The organism is Archangium primigenium, assembly GCF_016904885.1.
Classification (GTDB): Bacteria; Myxococcota; Myxococcia; order Myxococcales; family Myxococcaceae; genus Cystobacter; species Cystobacter primigenius.
Window position 1 is genome coordinate 7416712 of the sequence record NZ_JADWYI010000001.1, and the last position, 22189, is coordinate 7438900.

The window sequence follows — 22189 nt, forward strand, 5'->3', positions numbered from 1 at the left end:
CTGTCGTCCCCGCGCGCTAGCCCCGCGAGGGCGGCGTGGACGCCAGCAGTTGCACGAGCAATTCGTCCTTCTGGGCCTCGGGCACCAGCGTCACCCGGGCCGAGCCCTCCTGGAGCCGCTGCACCTCGAGCAGCTCGAACATGGCCGTGGAGACCTCGGGATCCTGGGCGATGCGCTGCAGCGCGGCGCCGACGATCCGCGGGCGCAGGGCCGCCGCCTTGGCGAACGCGATGGCGGCCTGCCGGTCCGCGGAGCTCGTGAGGATGCTCACCTGATTGGCCCCGTCCTGGCGGATGGCGGACGTCACCTGCCGCAACCGGTTGACCACCTTCTCCTCGATCTGGTGGATCATTCCCGCGTCACGGAAATGCACCTTGCGGATGTAGACCGAGCCGAGCTGATAGCCATAGGCGTGGGACATGGGGGACACCTCGGCGCGCACGGTGCGGCTCATGCCGTGGCGGCTCTCCAGCATCCGACCCAGCTTCATGTTGGACAGGCAGCGCACGGTGGCATTGCTCACGTTGGCCGCGAGCGAGCCCCTCGGGTCCGCGTTCTCGAACAGGTACTTGAGCGGGTCGGAGATGGACATCTCGTACCAGATGCCAATGCCCATGGGCGCGCCCTCCTCGGAGTTCACCGCCAGGCTGCGCAGGTACTGCTGATCCAACCGCAGATCGATCACATGGCAGCGGCCCACCCAGTTGACCAGCAGCGCCTTCCACCCGAGCCGGGCCCACAACAGGTGCAGACCCGGCTCGTCGAGCACCGCCACCACCCGGCCCAGGAAGACGTAGACCCGGCAGGTGCGCTCCTCCACCACGGCGTACACGCCGAAGAGCCGCGCCAGGGCGAGCAGCAGGGGCACGCCCATCCCCATGGCCATGAAGCCCAGCACCGCGCCCACCATCAGGCTCGTCATGGCTTCACCCCCAACACCACCTGGCTCGCCTTGGAGAACAGGCCCAGGCGGATGTTGCGCACGTAGGCCCGGAGCGCCCCGGGGCCACTCTCCTTGAGCAGCGTGAGCTGCTGGGCCATGGCCACCAGCGGCTCCACCTCCGCCTCGGCCTTGAGGGTCTCGATCTCCACCGCCCGGCGCGACTGGACGATCTTCTGATCCGCCCCCGCCTGCGCGAGGCTCAGCTCCGAGGAGACGTGGTTGTGCGCCGTGTTGATGGCCGCGAGCGCCGAGTCCACCTCGGGCGGCGGATCGATGCCGGTGATGAGCGAGGCGTCCAGCACGATGCCGTAGCGAGACAGGCTCCCCCGGCACTCGCGGTCCATGTGCTCGTTGAGGTCGCGCAGGTTCTTGCGCAAATCATTGATGGAGACGCCCGAGACGACCGACACCTCCACCGCCTCCAGCGTGCCCTCCACCACGGGCGGCGGCGGCGCCTCGAAGCTCGCGATGCGCTCGCGCAGGATGGAGATGAAGTAGCCCATCACGTGCGCGATGGGGTTCTTCACCCCGAAGAGGTACGCGTAGAGGTTCTGCTCGGACACCCGGTAGCGCAGTTGCCCCGTCAGCCCCGTGTTGAGCTGATCCTTGGTCACCGCGTCCAGCACCGTGCCGTCCTGGTTGGCGTGCGGCGACTCGGGGTCGTACGCCATGCTCAGCGTCTGGGTGGCCACCGACACCTTGACCACCCGCTCCCACGGCCACTTGAAGTACGGGCCCCCCGGCGGGATGACCTCCAGTTGAGGGTAGACGTAGCGATCCTCGTCCGTGCGGGCCAGGCCCTCGCTCACCGGGCCCTCGCGTGTGGTCGGCTCTCCCACCCGCCGCACGGCCCGCCCCAGGCGGACCTTCACCGCCCGCTCGCTCTGATCCACGGTGAAGAAGCCGGTGAGCACACATCGGACCCCCACCCAGGCCATCGCGCCCAGTCCCAGGCCCCCGATCAGGTCCAGGGCGTCCAGGCCCAGGATTCGCAGCAACTCCATGTCCCCTCCTCCAGAAAGCGCCCCAGGCCGCGGGCTCGCGGCCATTCTGGCCCGCAAATGCGAAGGGCGGCCCCTCCTCTCGGAGAGAACCGCCCTCGGTGCAGCAGATCCAACGGTGTGTCGGGTGTGGACCCGACGACTACCCGCCGGACTCCTTGTTGTTCTTGGAGAAGTCCTTGAGGCCCTTCTCCTTGACCGTCTTGGTGGCGGTCTTCGCACCCGGGTCGACGTTGGTCTCGCCGGCCAGCGCGTCGGCCGAGGCGCCGAACAGGCGGCGGATGTTGTTGCCGAAGAGGGTGATGACGCCGATCGCCGCGATGGCGATCAGGGCCACGATGATGATGTACTCCGTCATACCCTGACCACGGCGCTTCGCGAGCTTCTTCTGGTTCTTCAGAGCGGACATGTGCGGCCTCCTGGGGGGATGGCGACCCGGGGTGGTCACCACCAACGATTCGCAAGCTACCTGGGTCCCCTTCCGGGCTCCATCCGTCATCGGGAGGATGATCGCACTTCGCCGGAATTTCCGGAGCCCGGATCCGGGCCGAGGCCCCGGGCCCGCCCGGGGGGCGGAGCGCCAAGTATCGGATTCTATAGGAGAACCCCGTCACCAACAGGTGGGACATCCGCCCAGGTGACCCGTTATGGTCCCCCTCTGCCCATGACCCTCGACCTGTTGCAAGCGATTCAGCTCTCCTGGTCTCCCCAACTGCGCGTGACACGCGTGACGGGGGACTGCGAGCGGGTGCTGCGACGTCCCGCCGCGCAAATCCTGGATCGGCCGCTGGAGACGGTCCTGGGCACGAGCGCCGAGCACGCGCGGCGGCTGGACACCCTGGCCCGGCGGGACGAGCGGGCCGTGGAGTTCCTGTCCGGCGTGCTCGGGCCGGAGGATCCCGTGCCCCTGCGCTTCGCGCTCGGACTGGAGGCGGGCGAGGCCACGGCGGTGGTGTTGGACCTGCGCGCCCTGCTGCGCCACGCCCCGCCGGTGCAGTTGTCGGGCCTGGCGTCCCAGCTGAGCCACGAGCTGCGCAACCCCTTGAGTTCCGTGAAGATGGCGGTGCAGACGCTCGCGCGCAACACGGGCCTGTCCGAGCGTGACCAGCGCCGGTTGACCATCGCCAACCGCGAGGTGCGCACCCTGGAGCGCATGCTCTGGCTCCTGTCGGAGTATGCCCGCGACAGCACCCCCACCCTGGAGCCCCACGCGCCGCGCACCCTGGTGGAGGAGGCGATGGCGATGGTGGCCCCGGAGTTGACCGAGCGCGGCGTGACGGTGCGCGTGGACGAGGCCGCGGACGTGCCCCGGGTGCGCATGGACACCAACCGGCTGCGGCCGGTGCTCGCCCAGGTGCTGCTCAACCTGGCCATGAGCCAGGCCCAGGGCGGACAGGTGGTGGTGACGCTGCGGCCCGAGCCCCCGGGCCGGGTCTCCTTGAGTTGGCGGGATCCCTCGGGCACGTTGAGCGAACAGGAGTCCGCCTCGCTCTTCGAGCCCTTCGCGTCCAGTCTGGCCCGGGGCACGGGCCTGTCCCTGGCGGCGCTGCGCCGCGTGCTGGTGCACCAGGGCGGCGAGGTCGTCGCCCGGTCCGAGTCCGGTCCGGACCCCGACACGGGCGCCGAGGCGGGCACGGTGTTCACGCTCACGTTTGTCGTTTGAGGCCCATGGAGACGCTGCTCATCGTCGATGACGACCTGTCGCTGCTGGAGTCCTTGAAGATGCACTTCGAGGACATCGAGCAGGACGGAGAACCGCGCTACCAGGTGGTGACCGCGACGCGCGCGTCCGAGGGGCTCAGGCTGGCGCAGGAGAGCATGCCCAGCGTGGTCATCCTCGACATGAAGCTGCCGGACCGCACGGGCCTGGACATCATCGAGGAGATGAAGGACCTGTGCGGCGACGCGCGCATCATCCTGGTGACGGCCTTCCACGACATGGAGACCACCATCCGGGCCATGAAGGCGGGGGCCTTCGATTACATCCACAAGCCCTTCGCGGACCTGGCGGCCCTGGACATCGTGGTGGCGCGCGCCCTGGAGTACCGCCAGCTGTCGCGCCGCGCCGCCACCATGAACGTGGAGAGCGCCGCGGCGCGCCTGGGCGACATCGTGGGGACCAGTCCCCTCATGCAGCAGCTCGTCAAGGAGATCGGCAAGGTGGCCGGCAGCCACGCCACCGTGCTCATCCACGGCGAGAGCGGCACCGGCAAGGAGCTCATCGCCCGCGTCATCCACAACTACTCCTATGACGAGGTGAAGCCCTTCATCGGCATCAACTGCTCGGCCATCGTGGACACGCTCCTGGAGAGCGAGCTGTTCGGCCACGAGAAGGGCGCCTTCACCGGCGCGAGCGCCGTGAAGCCCGGCAAGTTCGAGCTGGCCGAGGACGGCACCATCTTCCTGGACGAGATCGGCGACATGTCGCTCATGCTCCAGGCCAAGCTCCTGCGCGTCTTGCAGGAGCGCGAGTTCGAGCGCGTGGGCGGCGTCAAGCGGATCAAGCTGCGCGCGCGGGTCATCGCCGCCACCCACCGGAACCTGCACGAGGAGGTGGCCACCAGCCGCTTCCGCGAGGACCTCTGGCAGCGCCTCAAGGTCATCACCCTGCAACTGCCCCCGCTGCGCGAGCGCCGCGACGACATCCCCCCGCTGGTGCACCACCTGCTCGAGCGCATCAACGAGAAGGTGCACAAGCGCGTCACCCGGGTGCCCCCCGAGGTGCTCGCCCACCTCACGCGCCTGCCCTGGCGCGGCAACGTGCGCGAGCTGGAGAACGTGCTCACGCGCGCGGTGGTGCTCGCCCCGGGCGAGGTGCTCCTGTCGGAGAACCTGCCCGCGCTGGAGCCCGCCCCTCCCGAGCCCGGCGCGTCCGCGGCCCACGCCCCGGGCGGCGCCCTGCTGCCCGCCTTCCTCGCCTCCCCCATCGCCGACATCAACCACATCCCTACCCTGGAGGAGGCCGAGCGGCTGCTCATCCAGCACACCCTGAACGTCACCAAGGGACACAAGGGCAAGACGTGTCAGATATTGGGAATCAGTCGTCCCACCCTGGAGCGCAAGCTGCAGAAGTACGGTGTCCGACAAGATCATCAGCCCTGAGTGCAAAGGCGCGCTGGTGGACAGTGTCACCCCTCCGACAACCGGGGTCGGGGATTGAACGAAACGTTCAAGTTGATCAGACTGTTTGAACGTTCTGTTTCAGGTTCTGGACAATCGCGGGCCGAGAACGTGAAGCCGCTTCGCTAAGTAGGCGTCATCGCAGGCTTTTTCAGGACTTGGGAACAACGTTCGGGTTGGCACAAAGCTTGGAAAGGGACTGTTCCGTTCGCAGCACAGCAACCCCACTTTCAACCGCCTGCAGGAGTGCCCGCCATGCACGGTTTCAATCGCCCCCTCGGTCCCATCGGTTCCAACGTCGTCGCCCCCATCCAGACCACCAGCTCCGGCATGCTCGTGACCGCCAACAAGCTGGTCCCCGGCCAGGAGGCGATCGACTTCAAGGGTTACTTCAAGGTCGAGTCCTTCCCGCACAACTCGGTCATCTACCGCCCCGGCGACACGACGGACCGGGTGTACCTGCTCAAGAGCGGCCGCGTGCGGCTGATGCGCCTGGGCAAGAACAGCTCGCGCTCGGTGGTGAGCATCCTGCGCCCCGGCGATCTGTTCGGCGAGCTGTTCCGCCCCGAGGGCACCCCGGTGGAGGAGATGGCCATCGCCAGCGGCGAGGCCGAGGTGTGGAGCATCGAGGGCCGTGACTTCCGCGCCCAGCTGGAGGCGCGTCCCGCCCTGGCGGTGGACGTGGTGCGCGCCTATGCCGAGCGCGTGCGCGCCCTGCGCAAGCGCGTGCTGGGCCTGACCTTCAAGGAAGTGCCGGCCCGTCTGGCGGACACCCTGCTCACCCTGGCCGAGGCCCACGGCGAGCGCTGCCCGCACGGCGGCGAGACGGACCTGCGCGGCATCACCCAGCAGGACCTGGCGGACCTGGTGGGCGCCTCGCGCTCCTTCGTCTCCACGCTCATCAACGAGATGAAGCGCGACGGCGTGCTCGGCAACGTGGGCCGCATCCTCTGCATCCGTGACCAGAAGGCGCTGCGCAAGCTGGCCTCCAAGGAGAAGTAGTCCCCCACGAGCGGTCGCCGCCCCCGCCGTGGGCGGCACGTCGAGACCCCGGAGAGCCCCCGTCTTCACGGATTGGGCGCCGGGGTTCTTCATTTTCCGGCCATCTTTTGGCCCTTCGGGATGTCTCCGGGCTTGCCCCTCGCGCGTGGGCGACCCAGCATGCGCGGGCCCGTGACCACTCCGTCCCCCGACGCCGCGACCCCGAACCTCACCCCGCAGCTCACCTACACCGAGCGCCGCGCCACCGCCGAGGCCGAGCTGCAGCGGCTCGACGCGCTCAGCGCCCGCTACGCCAACCTGCGCGCCGTGGTGTTCCTCGCCGGGGCGGGGGTGGCGCTCGCCGTCATGTTCGGTCGGCTGCCCCGCACGGGCTGGTGGGCGGTGGGGGCGGCGCTCGTCACCTACATCGCGCTCGCGGTGCTGCACCACCAGGTGTTCCTGCGCGAGGAGCGGCAGCGCCAGTACGTGCAGCTCAACACGCGGGGCCTGGCGCGGCTGGGCCGGGGCTGGCACGAGTTCGCCGAGCGCGGGGAGCGCTTCCTCGTGGGCACGCACCTGTACGCGGCGGACCTGGACGTCTTCGGCCAGGGCAGCGTCTTCCAGCTCATGAACGAGACGGCCACCCGCGCCGGCGAGGAGCGGCTGGCGGCGTGGTTGTCCCAGCCCGCGGACGTGGCCCAGGTGCGCACCCGCCAGGCGGCCGCGCGCGAGCTGCTGCCGCGCGTGGACCTGCGCCAGGACGTGTGCGTGGAGGCGCGCGCCGTGGCCAAGGAGAAGGCGGACCCGGGCCTCTTCATCCAGTGGGCGGAGAGCGGCCCCTCGCTCACGGGCATCCGCTGGGCGCGCCCGGTGGCGGTGGTGCTGCCCCTGCTCACCCTCACGCTCTTCGTGCTCGGGCAGCTGGGCGCCCTCCCCCGCCCCCTGTGGTGGGGCGGCCTGCTCGCCCAGCTCGCGGTGGTGGTGCTCACCAAGCCGCCGCTCCGGGCCATGGAGGAGCTGATGAGCGCCGGGGAGCGCGGCTTCGTGCGCTACGCCCCGCTCTTCGAGCGCGTGGAGCGTGAACGTTTCGAGCACCCCGAGCTGCGCCGCATCCAGTCCGGCCTGCAGCCCGAGGCGCGCGAGACCGTGTCCGCCCGGCTCAAGCGCTTCAGCTTCCTGTACTCCTTCGTGGAGTTCAAACGGCACCAGTTCCACCCGGTGGTCCATTTGTTCACCTTGTGGGACGTGCACGCGCTGTTCGCCCTGGAGCGCTGGCGCGAGCAGCACGGCGCCCAGGTGCGCGGCTGGTTCGAGGCGCTCGCGGAGCTCGAGGCGCTCTCGTGCCTGGCGGGGCTCGCGCATGATCGCCCCGACTTCCTCTGGCCGGAGCTGGTGGACAGCGGCCCCCAGGTCCATGCCCGGGGCGTGGGCCACCCGCTGCTGGACGCGCCGGTGCCCAACGACGTGGCGCTGCCGGGCCCGGGCTGCGCGCTCATCCTCACCGGCTCCAACATGTCGGGGAAGACCACGCTGCTGCGCGCGCTCGGGCTCAACTGCGTGCTCGCCCTGGCGGGGGCGCCGGTGTGCGCTCGGGCCTTCACCCTGTCCCCCCTGCACGTGCTCACCAGCATGCGGGTCAAGGACTCCCTGGAGCGGGGCGTGTCCTACTTCTACGCCGAGGTTCAGCGCATCAAGGCCGTGCTGGACGCGGCCGAGGCCGCCCGGGGCCAGGCGCTCTTCCTCCTGGATGAAATCCTGCTCGGCACCAACACCCGCGAGCGGCAGATCGCCTCGCGCGAGGTGCTGCGCCTGCTGCTCGCCACGGGCGCCAGCGGCGGGGTGACAACGCACGACCTGTCGCTCGCGAGCCTGGCCGAGGAGCACGCGGGCCGGGTGGTGAACATGCACTTCCGCGACCACCTGGAGGACGGGAAGATGGTTTTCGACTACCGTCTGCGCCCCGGCGTGGTGGACACCACCAATGCCCTGCGCGTGCTCAAGATGGCGGGGGTGCCCGTGGAGGACGTCCCCCCCGAGCCGGGTGCCCCCCACGCCTGACTCCGGAAATCGTCCGGCCGCGTCCACCTAACGGATGGCGTCGTGTTGCCTCTTCGTCCACTCTCATGCTCCGGAAGAACGGGAAAGCAGGATCAACACCTTTGACCGGTGGCATCCCGGTTCAAAATGGATGAAAGTATGCAGCCATGTTGAGGATGAAGACCCCCCCCACGGACGACCCCCAGTCCGGCCAGGCGGCGGTGGAGGCGGCGCTCACGCTTCCACTGACGATCTTCCTCATCCTGGGGACGCTGCAGTTCTTCCTCCTGCTGCAGGCGCGCACGCTGACCGAGTACGCGGCCTTTCGCGCCGTGCGCACCGGCAGCGTCAAGCACGGGGACTGCCAGGCCATGACCCACGCGGCCATCGCCGCGCTGCTGCCCACCTTCGCCCGGACCGACACCCCGGAGGCGCTCGGGCGGGCCTTTGGCCGCCACAACGACAACCAGCACCACGGCTCCGGGCACACGGGCCCCATCGTGTGGCTCACCCGCGAGCGGCCCCTGCGCCAGGACATCCGCAACGACGAGGAGGAGTCCTTCGATGATCCGGCGCGCTACACCAGCGTGCGCGACGTGATGCGCCTGGAGTCGCGCCTCATCTTCTGGTTCCCCATGCGCATCCCGTTCGCCAATTGGGTGCTCAACCGCATGTTCCTGGCGCGCTGGGGCCTGCGCAACTACACCGCCCACAACCCGCTCCTGCTCACCGAGACGGCCCACTGGAACGAGCGCTCGGGCGCCCGCTTCGACGCGGCGATCGCCCAGGAGCTCGTGAGCCGCTCCAGGCGCCGCGAGTACGTCTTCCCGCTCCAGGCCTCCTACAGCATGCGCATGATGACGCCCGCGCGCCGCACCCTCTTCCGCACGCAGAACTGCGAGCCCACCCCGGAGGGGCTATGAACCGCCGTTCCCGAGGACAGGCGCTCGTCCTGTTCGCGCTCACGCTGCTGCTGCTCGTGCTGATGGTCTTCATCACGCTCTCCTTCAACCTGCGGGTGCGCGAGAAGATGGAGGCCCAGAGCGTGGCGGACCTGGCCGCCTACAGCAGCGCCGTGGCCGCCGCGCGCACCTTCAACACCATCTCCCTGCTGCGCCGCGCCGAGACGGGCCACATGGTGGCCATGACCGCGAGCATGAGCCTGGTGAGCTGGACGACCATGATGCGCGCCAACCTCAACGCCGCGCAGATCGCCGCCGCGGGCTGCCCCCAGGCCGCCGCGGCGCTCCAGGCCCTGGAGAACACCAACGCGGCCATCGGCCTGAAGTGGGACGAGATGGACGCGAGCGCCGGCGTGCAGACCTTGAACATCCAGCTGCTGGCCATCCACCTGGCGGGCATGCAGAACGAGATCCTCGGCCGACTCAAGGACTCGGTGAGCGGCGGGGACAAATCCTTCACCACCCAGCTCACCCAGATGGCGAGCAAGGGCAGCCGCTTCCCCAAGGAGCTGCACGCGGGCGCCACGCCCGTGTCCGTGCGCGAGGTGGACCAGGCGCTCGGCGGCAACGACTTCGGCCTGGACATGGCCATGGCCTCGCGCGGCTACGGCTTCATCACCAACCGCCAGGGCGCGGGGCCCGTGGGCGCCGCGAGCGGCGTGCTCGGGGCCCTGGCGGCCGCGGGCGGCACCATCACCGTGCTCAACAGCGGCGGCAGCGCCTACTGGAGCAAGAGCTCCTACGGGCTCAACGCCGGCCACGGCGGCCGCGCGGACGGCACCTACTTCTCCTATGCCGAGGATCACGGCTCGGTGGTGGTCACCTTCCCGGGCTGTCCGCCCACGCGGCCCATCTCCGCCCGGGCCTACGTGCGCGCCACCGACGCCAACGACTTCAGCGACGACCACGCCTGGTTCCCCGTCATCCCCGGCTCGGGCAGCGAGGATCCCGGCATGGAGAAGCAGTACCGGCACACGCTCGTGCCCTGCGATGATCCGCGCTACTGCCCCAACACCTTCATCGGCGGCATCGCCTACAACACCGGGGACCACTCGGACGAGAACAACTGGGCCCAGCCCAAGCTCTTCTCGCTCGTGCGGCGCGACTACAACCTGCGCGGCCGCAACAGCGATCCGTGGAACCTGAGCTTCAACTTCCACCTGGGCAAGCAGGGCTCGGCGTCGTTCGACAACAACGGCCTGACCACCGCGAGCGGCCTCAACGTGGGCGTGCAGTCCACGCTCGCCACGGGCATGGCCTACTACCACCGGCGCGGCCACTGGAACGAGCCGCCCAACCTCTGGAACCCCTTCTGGCGCGCCACGCTGGTGTCCGCGGACGTCGACCGCCAGGGCGACCTGCGCTACGGCGGCGGCGACATCCCCGCCACCATCGGCGGCCACGCGGCCGAGGCCTTCCAGCAGCTCATCCGCAACGGCTACCGGGGCGTGCACTGATGACTTCCCTTCCGCGCGCCCGCCGGGGCCAGTCCATCGTCGAGCTGACCCTGAGCCTCATCGTCTTCGTCACGGTGCTCATGTTCGGCATCCACTTCGCCGAGCTGGGCTACCTGCCCATCAAGGTGCACGAGGCCGCCGTGTCGCCCCTGTGGGACGCCACCGCCCTGCGCGTGCACCGCATGACGGACAACCCCTCGAAGATCGCCAACTACGACACCTTCCCGGGCATCCCGATGCAGGTGGAGCTCGATGCCAACGGGCGCTACCGCGACTTCGACGGGCGCTCCTCCACCCCCGGGGGCAACCCCGCCCTGTCCCACCTCTTCACCCGCATCGAGGGGATGAAGGTGGAGTGCCGGCGCGAGAACCGGATCGAGTTCGACCTGCCGCGCGGCGCGCCGCCCTCGATGCTCTCCGCGGTGAAGGGGGACTTTGGCGGCGTGGCCCCGGGCACCACGCCGGGCGCGTCCAACGAGAGCGTACTCAACGGCGTGTACGAGAACATGGGCGGCGTCGCCTGCACGGCCGAGGCCCGGGTCGAGTCGCTGCCCGCCCTGCCCGTGAGCTTCCTGGAGGGCCGGCGGGGCTTCTTCAGCGAGGCCCACGCCAAGAAGCTGCGCATGAAGGTGTGCGCCGTGGGCCGCCCCCGGGCGGGCGAGGAGTGCCAGGGGCGCTATGGCGTGCTGCTCGGCGACTTCGCGTTCGCCGACACCCAGGTGAGCGGCAACTGCCCCCTGCAGCCCGAGCGTCCGGATCAGCCGTGCGGCAGCAACCGCTCCTTCTATTACGCGGCGAAGAAGATCTACGACAACAACCGCCGCGCGGCCAGCCGCGACGCCAGCCGCTTCGCCCAGTTCTTCGTGGGCTACAGCCCCATCGACGAGGGCGGCTTCTTCATGAGCTACCGGGGCGAGGAGGACAACTACATCGAGCGGGACACGCCCGCCGGTGAGGCCCTGGACATGGTCGACCGGCCCCGCAACACGGGCGGCGTGGAGCACAAGCCCGCGCTGCGCCGCAAGTCCAACCGCTGCTTCCTGGGGCTCAACAAGTGCTGAGCTGCCTGCTGGCGCTCCACCTCCTGGGGGCCGCGCCCGCCCCCAAGGCCGTGCCCGCGCCCAAGGCGGCGCCGCCTCCCGCCGCGCCCGCCGCGCCCGCGCCCGCGCCCTTCCGCTGGAACGTGCCGGGTGTGGTGTCGCAGGTGGACGTGCCCGGCCAGATGGACGTGGGTGGCATCCCCATCCGTCTCGAGGTCTACACGTCCAAGGAGACCATCCCCTTCCTGCTGCAGTCCTTCGCCACCGCCTTCGACGAAGCCGGCTACTACATCCAGGCCAGGCCGCCCCGGGTCATGCGCCAGCCGCACCTCACCGCGCTGGATACCCGCACGCTCACCGCCTACACCGTCATCCTCGAGCCCGCGGGCGCGGGCCTCACCACGGTGGTGCTCGGCGAGGCGCGCATGGGGGACTTCAAGCCGCCCCAGGGCGCCCCCACGGTGCCCCTGTACCCCGGCGCCACGAACCTGCTGCAGGGTGACTTCGAGGGGGCGAAGACCTACGCCTACCGGGCCCCCGCCTCGGAGGACACCGTCCGCGCCTGGTACCGCGACGCGCTCACCCAGGCCGGGTACCAGGAGGAATCGCCCGGCATCTTCCACCGCGACACGCGCCAGGTGCGCCTGTCCCTCAGGCCCGACAAGGGCGCCACCTCGGTGATGCTCTTCCTCGAGACCTCCGCGGTCGGCACCTCGCTCGACAGCCCCTGAGGCAAGCCCCTCGGAGCGGTCTCTACGGCGTCTCGGGCGCGGCGGGCCGCTCCAGCGGCGTCTGGGCGACGCGGCGGGACACGGCCCCGTGCAGCACCCCGATGCGCCGCGCCACCCGCTCCAGTTGCAGCCGGAGCAGGGGCTCCTGCTCCGGGACGGGCAGGAGTCCGTCCAGGTCCGGCAGCGGCGAGGGCGCGCGGCCCCGGTGCACCGCCTCGGCCAGGTCCTCCAGCACCAGCGCCGCCGAGTCGCCGAAGCGCTCCACCTGGACGCGGCTCTCCCGGGACACCCCGTCCGCCGGCGAGGCGGCCACGGAGATGACCGCCGCGGCGAAGCGCCGCAGGTAGGCCAGCAACGTCATCACCGGCTCGATGGGCTCGGCGCGCCGCCGGGGCTCGGACATGAGCCGCAGGAAGGACGCCTCGGCGTTGAGCGTCGCCAGGCCAATCTTGCGCCGCGCCTCGGAGAAGTGCGACTCGGACGGCGGGGAGGCCGGGCCCACCCGCTCCGACAGCGCCAGCAGGAAGTGCTCCCGGTTGGCGCGCAGGGCCGCGGCGAGCTGCTCCGGCAGCAGCTCGCGCTCCGGGCGCTCCCACAACAGCCACATCCCCGCCAGCGCGAGCCCTCCCCCCATCAGCGTGTTGAGCACCCGGACGCGCGCCAGGGTGAAGTCCCCGGACTCGAACTCCGCGAGCAGCACGAAGGTGAGCGTGAGGAAGACGGTGTAGAGCCCGTAGTTGAGCGGGATGATGGCGATGCTGATGGCCACCGTGACGAACACGAACGGCATCAGCTCCGCGGGCGTGTTCAGGCTCGTGGCGAGCCCCGCGGCGAGCAGCCCCCCCACCACCGTGCCTCCCACGCGCTGCAGACCCCGGAGGAACGTGGCCCCGGTATAGGGCTGCAGGATGGTGAGCACGGTGATGGTCACCCAGTAGCCGTGGCTCGGGATGAACGCCAGGGACACCGCCACCGCCACTGTCGTCGTCAAACCCACGCGCAGCGCGTGCCGGAACACGAGCGAGCCCATGGACAGGTTGTCCCGCACGGGGCCGAGCACCTGTTGCGCCCACGAGGGCGGCGGGCTCGGACTCGCCAGGGGCTCCCCCGCCAGGCGCGTCTCCGTCTTCGACGCGGCCTCCACGAAGCCCCGCAGCCGCGACACCAGCCGCCACGCGTAGCCGAGCGCCGCGCGCTCCCCCGGCTCCCACTCCCACTCCAACGACCGCGCCGCGTCGGGCGTCGGCGCGCCCCAGTCCAGCGCGGACGGCTCGCGCACCCGGCCCTCGCGCTCCACGCCCCGCGCGAGCCGCTGCAACTCCAGGCAGAAGGTGCCGAGCGCGGCGTCCACCCGCTCCCACTCCGGATGCGCGCGCGCCTCGCTGCGCTGGCTCTCCAGCACGTCCCCCAGGGCGATCACCGTGCTGAACATCACCTCGGCGATCTGCAGCAGCACGAGCAATTGCTCACCGCGCTCGCTCTCGCCCCGGCCCCGGCGCGTGGCGGCGAGCGTGCTGCCCGCCACCTCCAGCGTCTCGCGGATGCGCGCGTGGTGCAGGAGGATCTGCTCCTGCCATGCCTCCGCGGACGCGCCCCGGGCGAAGAGCCGGGCCACCTCGCCCGCGTACGCCTCCACCGCCCGGAAGCCCCCGGCCACGGCCAGCCGGGACGGGCCATAGGGCCGGATGGGCCAGAGCACGAGCGACAGGAACATGGCCCAGAGCGCGCCGAGCGCCAGCAGGCCCCCGCGCTGGAAGGCCTCGGCCCAGGAGTGCACCGGCAGGGCGAGGGAGACGATGAAGGCACTGGACGCGGTGTTGCCCACCACGCTCGCCGCCGCCCCGTACACCCCGCCGAACGAGCAGGCCGTCACCCAGACGAGCGCCACGGCGATGGACAGGGCCGCCTCCTGCCCGGCCACCGCGCCCAGGAAGGCCGCCACCGCGCCCATGCACAGCCCCGCCCCCATGCTCGAGGCCCGGGCCCGGTACGAGCCGCCCTTGTCCGCGAAGGAGGCATTGAAGCCGCCCAGGCACAGCCACAGGCCGCCGGGCAAATGCAGCGCCTGGGCCATGACCAGCGGCAGCACGGTCGCGATCGCCGCGCGGATGCCGGCCATGACGGCCGGTCGCACCGGAGCGAAACGGACCACTTCCTTCGCGTGCTCGACCAGCCGCCGCATCAGCCTGCCCTCCCACGGGAGGGCACACTACCCGAGGACCTCGCGGACGCGAGGCACCACCCGGCGCCTCAGGCGCTCCGGCGGTCCCGCCGCTCGGAGACGGACACTTCGCCGGACGCGAGGTGCTTGAGGCTCCCCTCACCCGAGCTTATGGGCGAGCCCACCCGCAGGCGCAGCAGCAGCCGGGCACTGGGCAGGAAGAACAACAAGGCCCCCAGCCCCGCGAAGCCCAGCGGCGCGAGCAGCGGCGGCGCCACCGAGAAGGCCCCCTCGACGCTCGAGATGGAGTACATGCCCTCCAGCTCCTGCCACAGCTTGACGGCGTGCAGGACCGTGCCCACGAGGCCGATGAGCACGCCCGCCGCGCCCACGATCCGCGCCGTCCACGCGAACACGGTGCGCGAGCGGGGGATGCACACGGCCACCATCAACACGAAGCCCACCACGCCGTAGACGACCGGCACCGCCTGCACCCGGTTGTCGAAGTCCTTGCCCGCCCAGTGGGCGATGGCGGCATCGAAGGCGAGGGCGAGCAGGCCCGGGGCGAAGAGAAGAGCGAGCGCCTGACGCGAGTGGCGCCGCGCCCACGACAGCAGTCTGCCGAACATGCGGGGAGGTCTCCGAGGGGGACCGGGAAATTCTGCCCGCTCCGAGACCCCGGGCGATAGAGGGGGGTCCCACGTCCCCTCGCCTGCTCCCCCCTCGCCTGCTGCCCCTCGGGGTATCACCCCTCCCCCTCCAGCGCGCGACGCAGGAGGAACTCCGCCACCCAGCGCCGGGCCCGCTCGTCGTAAGCCCCCTGGGTGAGCAGTTGCGTCCGCACCGCGAGCGCGAAGACGTAGCTGCCCACGTCCAGACTCACGGGCAGGGGGGCCACGAAGTGGGTGTCCTCGGGCGGGGGACAGCGCGGCACCACCGCCCGCGCGCCCCCCTCCCCGAGCGGCAGGCAGGACTCGGGCACGAAGCCCCGCGCCGCCTCCCACAGCACCCCCGCCCGCTCCTGACGCCGCGCCGAGGCCGCCCGGCCCGCCCCCCTCCGGAGCGCCTCGGGCAGCACGCCCTCGCACGCCGTGGACAGCCCCGCCAGCAGCGCCTGCGCCCGCCGCTGGCTCGCCCCGAAGCGCGCCGCCTCGGACAGCACGCGCTCCAGGTCCCCCCGACAGCGGGCCCGTGCGGCCTCGGAGACGGCCGCGCCCCCGAGGGAAGGCTCCGCCCGGACCCCGGAAGCCAGCAGCAGCCCCACCCCCACCCCGAGCCCTCGAAACACGCGCGCGCTCACAGCCAGTGGTCCGGGATGTGGGCGCGCCGCAGCTCGCGCAGGCCCTGGGTGAGCAGGGGCCAGAGCCGCTGCGCCTCCCGAGGCGGCGGCTGACGGCGGGACAGCTCCGCGCCGAAGGACTGGATGCGCGCGAGGGCCTCGGCCCGGCTCAGCCGGGAGAAGTCCGGCGCGCGCCAGCCCAACGCCTCGAAGCCCCGCTGGAGGATGGCCTCATGCGTGTGCTGAAACCGCTCCGCCACGTTGCCGTAGAAGAGCACCCGCAGCGTTTGATCCCGCGCCTGCTCCAGCGCCACCCGCTCCCCGGCGGACACCTCGGGCCGGCCCAGCAGCGACTGCAGGGTGTTGTAGTGCTCGCGCAGCGGCCCCCGCTGCGGGTCGCGCACGGACTCCCGCCCCTCGAAGTGGCGCGTGAAGGTGGCCTGCCCGAGGGCCTGGCGCTCCCGCAGCTCGGCGGTGGACGCGCGCACCGTGGCCGTCTGGTGGCCCTCGCGGCGCGACCACACGGCCACGTTCTCGCCCTTGCGCAGCCCCCGCGCCCGATCCGCCCGGAGCACGTCCACCGCCCCCCGCGTCGCCTTCTCCCAGCGCGCCAGGTGGGCCGTGGCCCCGGAGAACGTCCCGGGCGCGCTGCCGTCGTAGGCCCACACCGTGCGCACCTGGGGAAACAGCGCGCGCCAGGCGTCCACGGACGTCTCCCCGCCGTTGTAACAGGCCGCGATGCACAGGTCCTCGACCCCGGCCGCCGCCCGGGGCATCGCCGCCGCGAGCTGGGCGAGGCTGCCCCGCGTGAGCGCGCCGTTCGTGAAGCCCGGTGCCTCGCCCCACAGGCTGAAGCCCCCACTGTGTCCGGACAGCACGAGCCGCGAGGGAACCACCCCGCCCTTCTCCGCCCGGGCCCACACCTGGGCCAGCTGCGCGAGCTCGTCCCGGGCATCCGGCCCCGCGCTGGCGAGCGCCGCCACCACCCGCTGGCCCTGCGCCCAGGGCAGCGCCAGACCCGCCACGAAGGACTGGAGGCCCGCCTCCGAGCGCAAGTCGTGGAGCCCCTGCCCGCCTCCCGCCCGCGCGCCCCGCACCTGATCGTCCCCCCAGGCACTGTCCCGGATCGTCGTGACCCGGGCCCCGGGATGGGACTTCTGGATCGCCTCGGCCTCCGCCTGGACATGGGGATTCATGCCCAACACCAGGACATCGTCATTCCGGCCCACCGCCCCACGGCTCATGTGCCACCACCCCCTGGCCGCGGCACGCTCCCGGCTTCATGCACGGACGGCGCGCGGCCTCCCCCACCAGGGCAAGCCCCGGGCCACGCCCTCCGTGCCCGTTCTCCGAGGGCACACGGCCCGGGCCTTCCGCCCCACGCGTCCCGAGGCGCGCGCCGCATCCCCCGCGCGGGATGGACGTCAGGGCCCCGCGTGCCGGCGCACCGACTCGACGAGCCGGTCCGCGGGCAGGGCGAAGACCCGCACGCTGTTGTTGCCCGTCATCGTCTCCGCGGCGAGCAGCGCGTTGAGGATGGCCTCCTGGGTGGCCTGCACCGTGGCCTCGAAGAGGGGATCGAGCGCGCCGTTGTCGAGCGACTCGACGCGCGCCACCCGGAGCCCCTGGGGTGCCTGGGTGGGCTGGGTGGAGAAGGCCAGGAAGAGGTCGCCCGAGGAGTCGCCGCCGATGCTGCCCATCTTCCCGAGCGCCAGGGGCACCCGCCGCGCGAGCCGCGCGAGCTGGTGGGGCAAGAGCGGCGCGTCGGTGGCCACGAGCACGATGATGGAGCCTTGGTCTCGGTTCAGCCGCTCGGGCACGGTCTTGGGGCTCTCGACGCACGGGCGCATGTCGGGGACGGAGGCCGGGGCCGCCGGGCCCGCGTAACAGGGCTGGAGGTCGGAGATCTCCCGGCCCACGGGCGCACCCTCCACGGTGAGCAGCCGGCGGACGCCGTAGTTGGCCTGCACCAGCACCCCGAGCGTGTAGCCCCCGTGCGCCTCCTCGAGCCGACGCGAGGCGGTGCCGATGCCGCACTTGAAGCCATGGCAGGTCATGCCCGTGCCGCCCCCGACATTGCCCTCGGCCACGGGCCCCCCGTGCGCGCCGTCGATGGCCCTCAGGGCATGCGTCGTCTGGATGGGGAAGGCGTTCACGTCGTTGAGCAGACCGTCATAGGTCTCCGCCGTCACCGGCAGGCCCAGCTCCCAGGCCAGGCCCCGCTGCGCGCCCCAGCGCACCACGGCATCGCGCACCACGCCCACGCTCTGGGTGGTGGTCAGCATGATGGGGCCCGTGAGCAGTCCGGACTCGTTCACCCAGTGCGTGCCCGTCATCTCCCCGTTGCCGTTGAGGTTGTAGGTGGCGGCGAAGAGGGGCTCGGCGATGCGCGCGCGGCCCCGGGGCAGCACGGCGGAGACGCCCGTGCGCACCGCGTGGGCGCCCACCCCGGCATGCAGCGTGGTGTGCCCCACCTCCACGCCGGGCACGTCGGTGATGGCGTTGAGGGGACCCGCCTGCCCTCCGAAGGTGATGCCCAGGTCACGCGCCCGGGGCCTGGCGGTCGGGGACTTCGGCGCCGGGGGGCTCGGATCGGCGGGCGCGAGGCCCAGCAGCAGCGCGGGGAGACAGGGCAGGAGGGGGTTCATGCCCGGAGCCTACGAAAACGGCGGCCCCTCCTGACACACGGGAAGGGCCGCCGGGGAACGTCGGAGCAGAAGCGGGAAGGACTACTCGGCGCGCTCGATGAGCGCCGCGGCGCCCATGCCACCGCCGATGCACATGGACACCACGCCGTAGCGGCCCTTGCGCCGACCCAGCTCGCTCAGGATGGTGGCCACCATGCGCGCGCCGGACACCCCCAGCGGGTGGCCCAGGGCGATGGCGCCGCCGTTGGGGTTGGCCTTCTCCAGCGGCACGCCCAGCTCGCGGATGCAGTGCAGCACCTGGGCGGCGAACGCCTCGTTGAGCTCGAAGACGTCGATGTCCTCGACCTTGAGGTTGTTCTTCGCCAGCAGCTTCTTCACCGCGGGCACGGGCCCGATGCCCATGATCTCCGGGGGCACGCCGGCCACCTGGAAGTCCACGAAGTAGCCCAGGGGCTTGATGCCCAGCTCCTTGGCCTTCTCCTCGCTCATCACCACCGCGGCGGCGGCGCCGTCGGTCAGCGGCGAGGCGTTACCGGCCGTCACCACGCCCTTCTGGTTGAAGGCGGGGCGCAGCTTGGCCAGACCCTCGAGCGTGGTCTCCGGGCGGAGGATGGTGTCCACGCTGACCGTCACCTGCCTGGCGTTGCCCTCGTCGTCGAAGACGGTGGTGGTGACGGGGAAGATCTCCTCGTTGAACTTGCCCTGCTCGCGCGCGGTGGCGGCGCGGCGCTGGCTCTCGTAGGCGAACTTGTCCGCGTCCTCGCGCGACACGCTGTAGCGCGAGGCGATGTTCTCCGCGGTCACGCCCATGGAGGAGTACACCTCGGGGTGCTTCTCCATGATCTCCGGGTTGGCGCTCACCTTGTTGCCGCCCATGGGCACCATGCTCATGGACTCGGTGCCACCGGCGATGGCCACGTCGATCATCCCCGACTTGATGGCCTGGGCCGCCTGGGCGATGGACTGCACGCCCGAGGAGCAGAAGCGGTTGATGGTCATGCCCGGCACGGTGTCCGGCAGACCCGCGAGCAGCGCGGCGTTGCGCGCCACGTTCATGCCCTGCTCCGCCTCGGGCATGGCGCAGCCGAGGATGACGTCCTCGACCAGCTCGGGCTTGAGGCCGGGCACGCGCGCCACGGCCTCCTTGATGGCGAGGGCCGCGAGCGTATCGGGCCGCGTATCCTTGAACTCTCCCTTGTTCGCGCGGGTGAACGGGGTGCGCACCGCGCTGGCAATCACGACTCGACCGGGCATCTGTCTAACTCCTGCCCGGGGCCACGCCCCGGGCGAAAGGACTCTGGAATCACTGGATGACGTGGGACTTCCCGTAACGCCGCCGCCTCAGTTGCGCAGCGGCTTGCCCTTCTCGAGCATGAACTGCAGCCGGTCCTGGGTCTTCTCCTCGCCGCACAGGCTCAGGAAGGCCTCCAGCTCCAGTTCCAGGAGCTTCTCCTCGGTGAGCAGCACGGAGGGGCTGGTGTCCCCGCCGGTGAGCACCCGGGCGAGCTTGCGGGCGATCTTCCGGTCGTGCGCCGACACCTGACCGTTGAGCTCCATGTCGTAGAGCATCATGTCGATGGTGGCGAAGCCGCTCGCGCCCGGCAGGCGGAAGCGCGAGGGGCGCGGCGCGCGGAAGCCCGCGTTGGCCATGCCCAGCACGCGCTGCTTGGCGTCGGACAGCAGGAAGTCGCGGTTGGCGCTGATGCCGTCCGCGGCGGTGAGGAAGCCCATGTCGCGGGCCTCCTCGGCGCTGGTGGCCACCTTGGCGGTGCCGATGTTGAGGAACGCCTTCTTGATGAAGGGGAAGGGATCGAAGTCCTTGTCCGCCGAGTAGTTCCCCATGATGTTGCGCAGGAGCATCATGGTGCCGCCGCCGCCGGGGATGAGGCCCACGCCCACCTCGACCAGGCCCATGTACGTCTCGGCCGAGGCCTGCATGGCGTTGCCGCCCAGGGACACCTCGGCGCCGCCGCCGAGCGCCAGGTTGAAGGGCGCGGTCACCACGGGCACCGGGCTGTAGCGCATGCGCTGGTTGGCCGCCTGGAGCGCGCCCGCCATCTTGCGCAGGGTGTCGAACTCGCCGCTGCGGGCCGCCCACAGCATGGAGAAGATGTTGGCGCCGGCCGAGAAGTTCGCCCCGTCGTTGCCCACCACCAGGCCCCGGAAGTTCTTCTCCGTCTCGTCGAGCGCGCGGTTCATCATCTCGATGATGCCGTCGTCGATGGAGTTCATCTTCGTGTGGAACTCGAGCAGCGTGACGCCGTCGTTCATGTCCCAGAGCGTGGCGCTGTCATTGCCGGCGATCTTCTTGTTGCCCCGGCGCAGGTACTCCACGCGCGACGTGCGGGCGTTCTCCGGCACGCGCTTGACGGACCTGGTGGGGATGTCCCAGTACGTGTCCTTGCCGTCCTCCACGCCGTAGAAGGACGTGCGGCCCGCGGCCAGCATCTCCTCCACCCAGGCGGCGGGCTTGAGGCCCAGCTCCTTCATGCGCTCCACGCCCTGCTTCACGCCGTAGGCGTCCCAGGTCTCGAACGGGCCCAGGTCCCAGCCGAAGCCCCAGCGCATGGCGCGGTCCACGTTGACCACGTCGTCGGCGATCTCCGGAATCCGGCGGCTCGCGTAGGCGAGCGAGTCGAGCGTGGTGCGCTCGGCGAACTTGGCCGCCTTGTCCTGGCCGCGCATCACCACGGCCACGCGCTCGCGCACGTTCTCCACGTCCTTGGCGGCGCCCAGCGACTCGAAGCGCACCTTGTTCTGCGCCCGGTACTCCAGGGTGTTCAGGTCCAGCGCGAGGATGTCCTTGCCGCCCGCCGCGCGGTCCTTCTTGTAGAAGCCCCCGCCGCTCTTGTCGCCGAGCATGCCCTTCTCGACCATCTTCTTGAGGAAGTCGGGCGCGGCGAACACGCCCCGCTCCTCGTCATGGCCGAGCGTGTCGAAGCAGTTCTTGGCCACGTGGCTGAAGGTGTCCAGGCCCACGATGTCCGCGGTGCGGAACACGGCGGACTTGGGGCGGCCCATGGCGGGGCCGAAGATCTTGTCCACCTCCTCGATGGACAGCTCCGCCTTCTGCATGTCCTGCAGGATGCGCATCATCCCGTAGGTGCCGATGCGGTTGGCGATGAAGTTGGTGGTGTCCTTGCCGTGGACGATGCCCTTGCCGAGCACCTCCTCGCCAAAGCGGGCGATCGTCTGGACGACCTCGGGGGACGTCTCCGGGCCCGACACCAGCTCGAGCAGGCGCATGTAGCGCACGGGGTTGAAGAAGTGCGTCACCAGGAAGCGCTGGCGGAAGGACGCGCCGCGGCCCTCCAGCATGCCCTGGATGGACAGGCCCGAGGTGTTGGAGCTGACGATGGCGTCCGCGCGCAGGTGCGGCTCCACCTTGGCGAACAAGGCCTGCTTGACGGCCAGGTCCTCCTTCACCACCTCCACCACCCAGTCACACTCGCCAATGCGGGCGATGTCGTCCTCGAGGTTGCCAATCTCGATGGCCCCCAGGGACGCCTCGGAGGTGATGGGGCTGGGCTTCTGCTTGCGCAGGTTGGCCAGGGCGCCCAGCGTGAACTTGTTGCGAAACGCCTTGCTGGCGGTGTCCTCGCCGGGCGCCGCCTTGGGCGGCACGATGTCCAGGAGGAGCGCACGAACGCCCGAGTTGGCCAGGTGGGCGGCGATGCCACTGCCCATCACGCCCGCGCCCAACACTGCCACTTTGCGGATCCGCGTCGTCATCGAATGAGGCTCCCGATTGAAAAGGGTGGCGGAAGACATCGCGCCGGTTGATTCAAATGTCAATCCGCGAGTGCGGCCCCTGCGTGGCCCCGGTGGA

General features: G+C 71.0%; 18 protein-coding genes. 8 read left to right on the plus strand and 10 right to left on the minus strand.

Features of this window, described 5'->3' with window-relative positions; all coding sequences use genetic code 11:
• Window positions 1-16: 16 nt before the first annotated feature.
• The 3 genes from I3V78_RS30480 to I3V78_RS30490 form a co-directional block, all read right to left on the minus strand.
• Complete coding sequence (locus I3V78_RS30480) at window positions 17-922, minus strand: SPFH domain-containing protein (RefSeq protein ID WP_204492915.1); 906 nt, start codon at window positions 920-922, stop codon at window positions 17-19.
• Window positions 919-1947, minus strand: a complete 1029-nt coding sequence (locus I3V78_RS30485; RefSeq protein WP_204492917.1) for an SPFH domain-containing protein — start codon at window positions 1945-1947, stop codon at window positions 919-921. The genes I3V78_RS30480 and I3V78_RS30485 overlap by 4 nt, the downstream gene beginning before the upstream one ends.
• A 139-nt stretch (window positions 1948-2086) precedes the next feature.
• Window positions 2087-2353 carry a hypothetical protein gene (locus I3V78_RS30490; protein ID WP_095980385.1) on the minus strand — a complete coding sequence of 89 codons (267 nt, stop codon included), beginning with the start codon at window positions 2351-2353 and terminating at the stop codon, window positions 2087-2089.
• A 255-nt stretch (window positions 2354-2608) separates the two neighbouring features.
• Between I3V78_RS30490 and I3V78_RS30495 the strand changes: the two genes are divergently transcribed.
• From I3V78_RS30495 to I3V78_RS30530, 8 genes are all read left to right on the plus strand, one after another.
• Window positions 2609-3607, plus strand: a complete 999-nt coding sequence (locus I3V78_RS30495) for a sensor histidine kinase (protein ID WP_204492920.1) — start codon at window positions 2609-2611, stop codon at window positions 3605-3607.
• A gap of 5 nt (window positions 3608-3612) precedes the next feature.
• Window positions 3613-5046 carry a sigma-54-dependent transcriptional regulator gene (locus I3V78_RS30500; protein ID WP_204492922.1) on the plus strand — a complete coding sequence of 478 codons (1434 nt, stop codon included), beginning with the start codon at window positions 3613-3615 and terminating at the stop codon, window positions 5044-5046.
• 273 nt (window positions 5047-5319) lie between these two features.
• Window positions 5320-6066: a Crp/Fnr family transcriptional regulator MrpC gene (gene mrpC / locus I3V78_RS30505; protein ID WP_095980383.1), complete on the plus strand. Its 747-nt coding sequence runs from the start codon at window positions 5320-5322 to the stop codon at window positions 6064-6066.
• A gap of 159 nt (window positions 6067-6225) precedes the next feature.
• Window positions 6226-8103 (plus strand): MutS-related protein, encoded by a 1878-nt coding sequence (locus tag I3V78_RS30510; protein ID WP_204492925.1) that lies wholly within the window; start codon window positions 6226-6228, stop codon window positions 8101-8103.
• Window positions 8104-8249: 146 nt separating this feature from the next.
• Window positions 8250-9005, plus strand: coding sequence for a TadE/TadG family type IV pilus assembly protein (locus tag I3V78_RS30515; RefSeq protein WP_204492927.1), 756 nt, complete (start codon window positions 8250-8252; stop codon window positions 9003-9005).
• Window positions 9002-10501, plus strand: a complete 1500-nt coding sequence (locus I3V78_RS30520; protein ID WP_204492929.1) for a pilus assembly protein TadG-related protein — start codon at window positions 9002-9004, stop codon at window positions 10499-10501. Before I3V78_RS30515 ends, I3V78_RS30520 begins: the two co-directional genes overlap by 4 nt.
• The gene (locus I3V78_RS30525; RefSeq protein ID WP_204492931.1) at window positions 10501-11562 is read left to right on the plus strand and encodes a pilus assembly protein; all 1062 of its coding nucleotides are present in this window, start codon (window positions 10501-10503) and stop codon (window positions 11560-11562) included. Before I3V78_RS30520 ends, I3V78_RS30525 begins: the two co-directional genes overlap by 1 nt.
• Window positions 11556-12272: a hypothetical protein gene (locus I3V78_RS30530; protein ID WP_204492933.1), complete on the plus strand. Its 717-nt coding sequence runs from the start codon at window positions 11556-11558 to the stop codon at window positions 12270-12272. The genes I3V78_RS30525 and I3V78_RS30530 overlap by 7 nt, the downstream gene beginning before the upstream one ends.
• A gap of 22 nt (window positions 12273-12294) precedes the next feature.
• Here I3V78_RS30530 and I3V78_RS30535 read toward each other — a convergent pair whose 3' ends face one another.
• From I3V78_RS30535 to I3V78_RS30565, 7 genes are all read right to left on the minus strand, one after another.
• The gene (locus I3V78_RS30535) at window positions 12295-14454 is read right to left on the minus strand and encodes an FUSC family protein (protein WP_239576775.1); all 2160 of its coding nucleotides are present in this window, start codon (window positions 14452-14454) and stop codon (window positions 12295-12297) included.
• Window positions 14455-14522: 68 nt separating this feature from the next.
• On the minus strand, window positions 14523-15062 hold the full coding sequence (locus tag I3V78_RS30540; RefSeq protein ID WP_204492935.1) for a hypothetical protein: 540 nt from the start codon (window positions 15060-15062) through the stop codon (window positions 14523-14525).
• A 116-nt stretch (window positions 15063-15178) separates the two neighbouring features.
• A complete protein-coding gene (locus I3V78_RS30545) occupies window positions 15179-15721 on the minus strand; it encodes a hypothetical protein (protein WP_204492938.1) in 543 nt (180 codons plus the stop codon).
• Between the two features lie 8 nt (window positions 15722-15729).
• A complete protein-coding gene (locus I3V78_RS30550) occupies window positions 15730-16956 on the minus strand; it encodes a hypothetical protein (RefSeq protein ID WP_204492940.1) in 1227 nt (408 codons plus the stop codon).
• A 180-nt stretch (window positions 16957-17136) separates the two neighbouring features.
• Complete coding sequence (locus I3V78_RS30555) at window positions 17137-18360, minus strand: DmpA family aminopeptidase (RefSeq protein WP_204492942.1); 1224 nt, start codon at window positions 18358-18360, stop codon at window positions 17137-17139.
• An 81-nt stretch (window positions 18361-18441) separates the two neighbouring features.
• Window positions 18442-19614, minus strand: coding sequence for a thiolase family protein (locus I3V78_RS30560; RefSeq protein WP_204492944.1), 1173 nt, complete (start codon window positions 19612-19614; stop codon window positions 18442-18444).
• 87 nt (window positions 19615-19701) lie between these two features.
• Entirely contained in the window at window positions 19702-22092 is a 2391-nt protein-coding gene (locus tag I3V78_RS30565; protein WP_204492946.1) for a 3-hydroxyacyl-CoA dehydrogenase/enoyl-CoA hydratase family protein, read from the minus strand.
• Window positions 22093-22189: the final 97 nt, after the last annotated feature.

Bases quoted from the DNA above. Each gene is read 5' to 3' on its own strand.
- I3V78_RS30510 (WP_204492925.1), top strand. From the start codon at position 6,226: ATGCGCGGGCCCGTGACCACTCCGTCCCCCGACGCCGCGACCCCGAAC.
- I3V78_RS30535 (WP_239576775.1), bottom strand. From the start codon at position 14,454: ATGCGGCGGCTGGTCGAGCACGCGAAGGAAGTGGTCCGTTTCGCTCCG.
- I3V78_RS30495 (WP_204492920.1), top strand. From the start codon at position 2,609: ATGACCCTCGACCTGTTGCAAGCGATTCAGCTCTCCTGGTCTCCCCAA.
- I3V78_RS30565 (WP_204492946.1), bottom strand. From the start codon at position 22,092: ATGACGACGCGGATCCGCAAAGTGGCAGTGTTGGGCGCGGGCGTGATG.
- I3V78_RS30515 (WP_204492927.1), top strand. From the start codon at position 8,250: ATGTTGAGGATGAAGACCCCCCCCACGGACGACCCCCAGTCCGGCCAG.
- I3V78_RS30555 (WP_204492942.1), bottom strand. From the start codon at position 18,360: ATGAACCCCCTCCTGCCCTGTCTCCCCGCGCTGCTGCTGGGCCTCGCG.
- I3V78_RS30485 (WP_204492917.1), bottom strand. From the start codon at position 1,947: ATGGAGTTGCTGCGAATCCTGGGCCTGGACGCCCTGGACCTGATCGGG.
- I3V78_RS30480 (WP_204492915.1), bottom strand. From the start codon at position 922: ATGACGAGCCTGATGGTGGGCGCGGTGCTGGGCTTCATGGCCATGGGG.
- I3V78_RS30525 (WP_204492931.1), top strand. From the start codon at position 10,501: ATGACTTCCCTTCCGCGCGCCCGCCGGGGCCAGTCCATCGTCGAGCTG.
- mrpC (WP_095980383.1), top strand. From the start codon at position 5,320: ATGCACGGTTTCAATCGCCCCCTCGGTCCCATCGGTTCCAACGTCGTC.
- I3V78_RS30490 (WP_095980385.1), bottom strand. From the start codon at position 2,353: ATGTCCGCTCTGAAGAACCAGAAGAAGCTCGCGAAGCGCCGTGGTCAG.
- I3V78_RS30500 (WP_204492922.1), top strand. From the start codon at position 3,613: ATGGAGACGCTGCTCATCGTCGATGACGACCTGTCGCTGCTGGAGTCC.
- I3V78_RS30550 (WP_204492940.1), bottom strand. From the start codon at position 16,956: ATGAGCCGTGGGGCGGTGGGCCGGAATGACGATGTCCTGGTGTTGGGC.
- I3V78_RS30560 (WP_204492944.1), bottom strand. From the start codon at position 19,614: ATGCCCGGTCGAGTCGTGATTGCCAGCGCGGTGCGCACCCCGTTCACC.
- I3V78_RS30540 (WP_204492935.1), bottom strand. From the start codon at position 15,062: ATGTTCGGCAGACTGCTGTCGTGGGCGCGGCGCCACTCGCGTCAGGCG.
- I3V78_RS30520 (WP_204492929.1), top strand. From the start codon at position 9,002: ATGAACCGCCGTTCCCGAGGACAGGCGCTCGTCCTGTTCGCGCTCACG.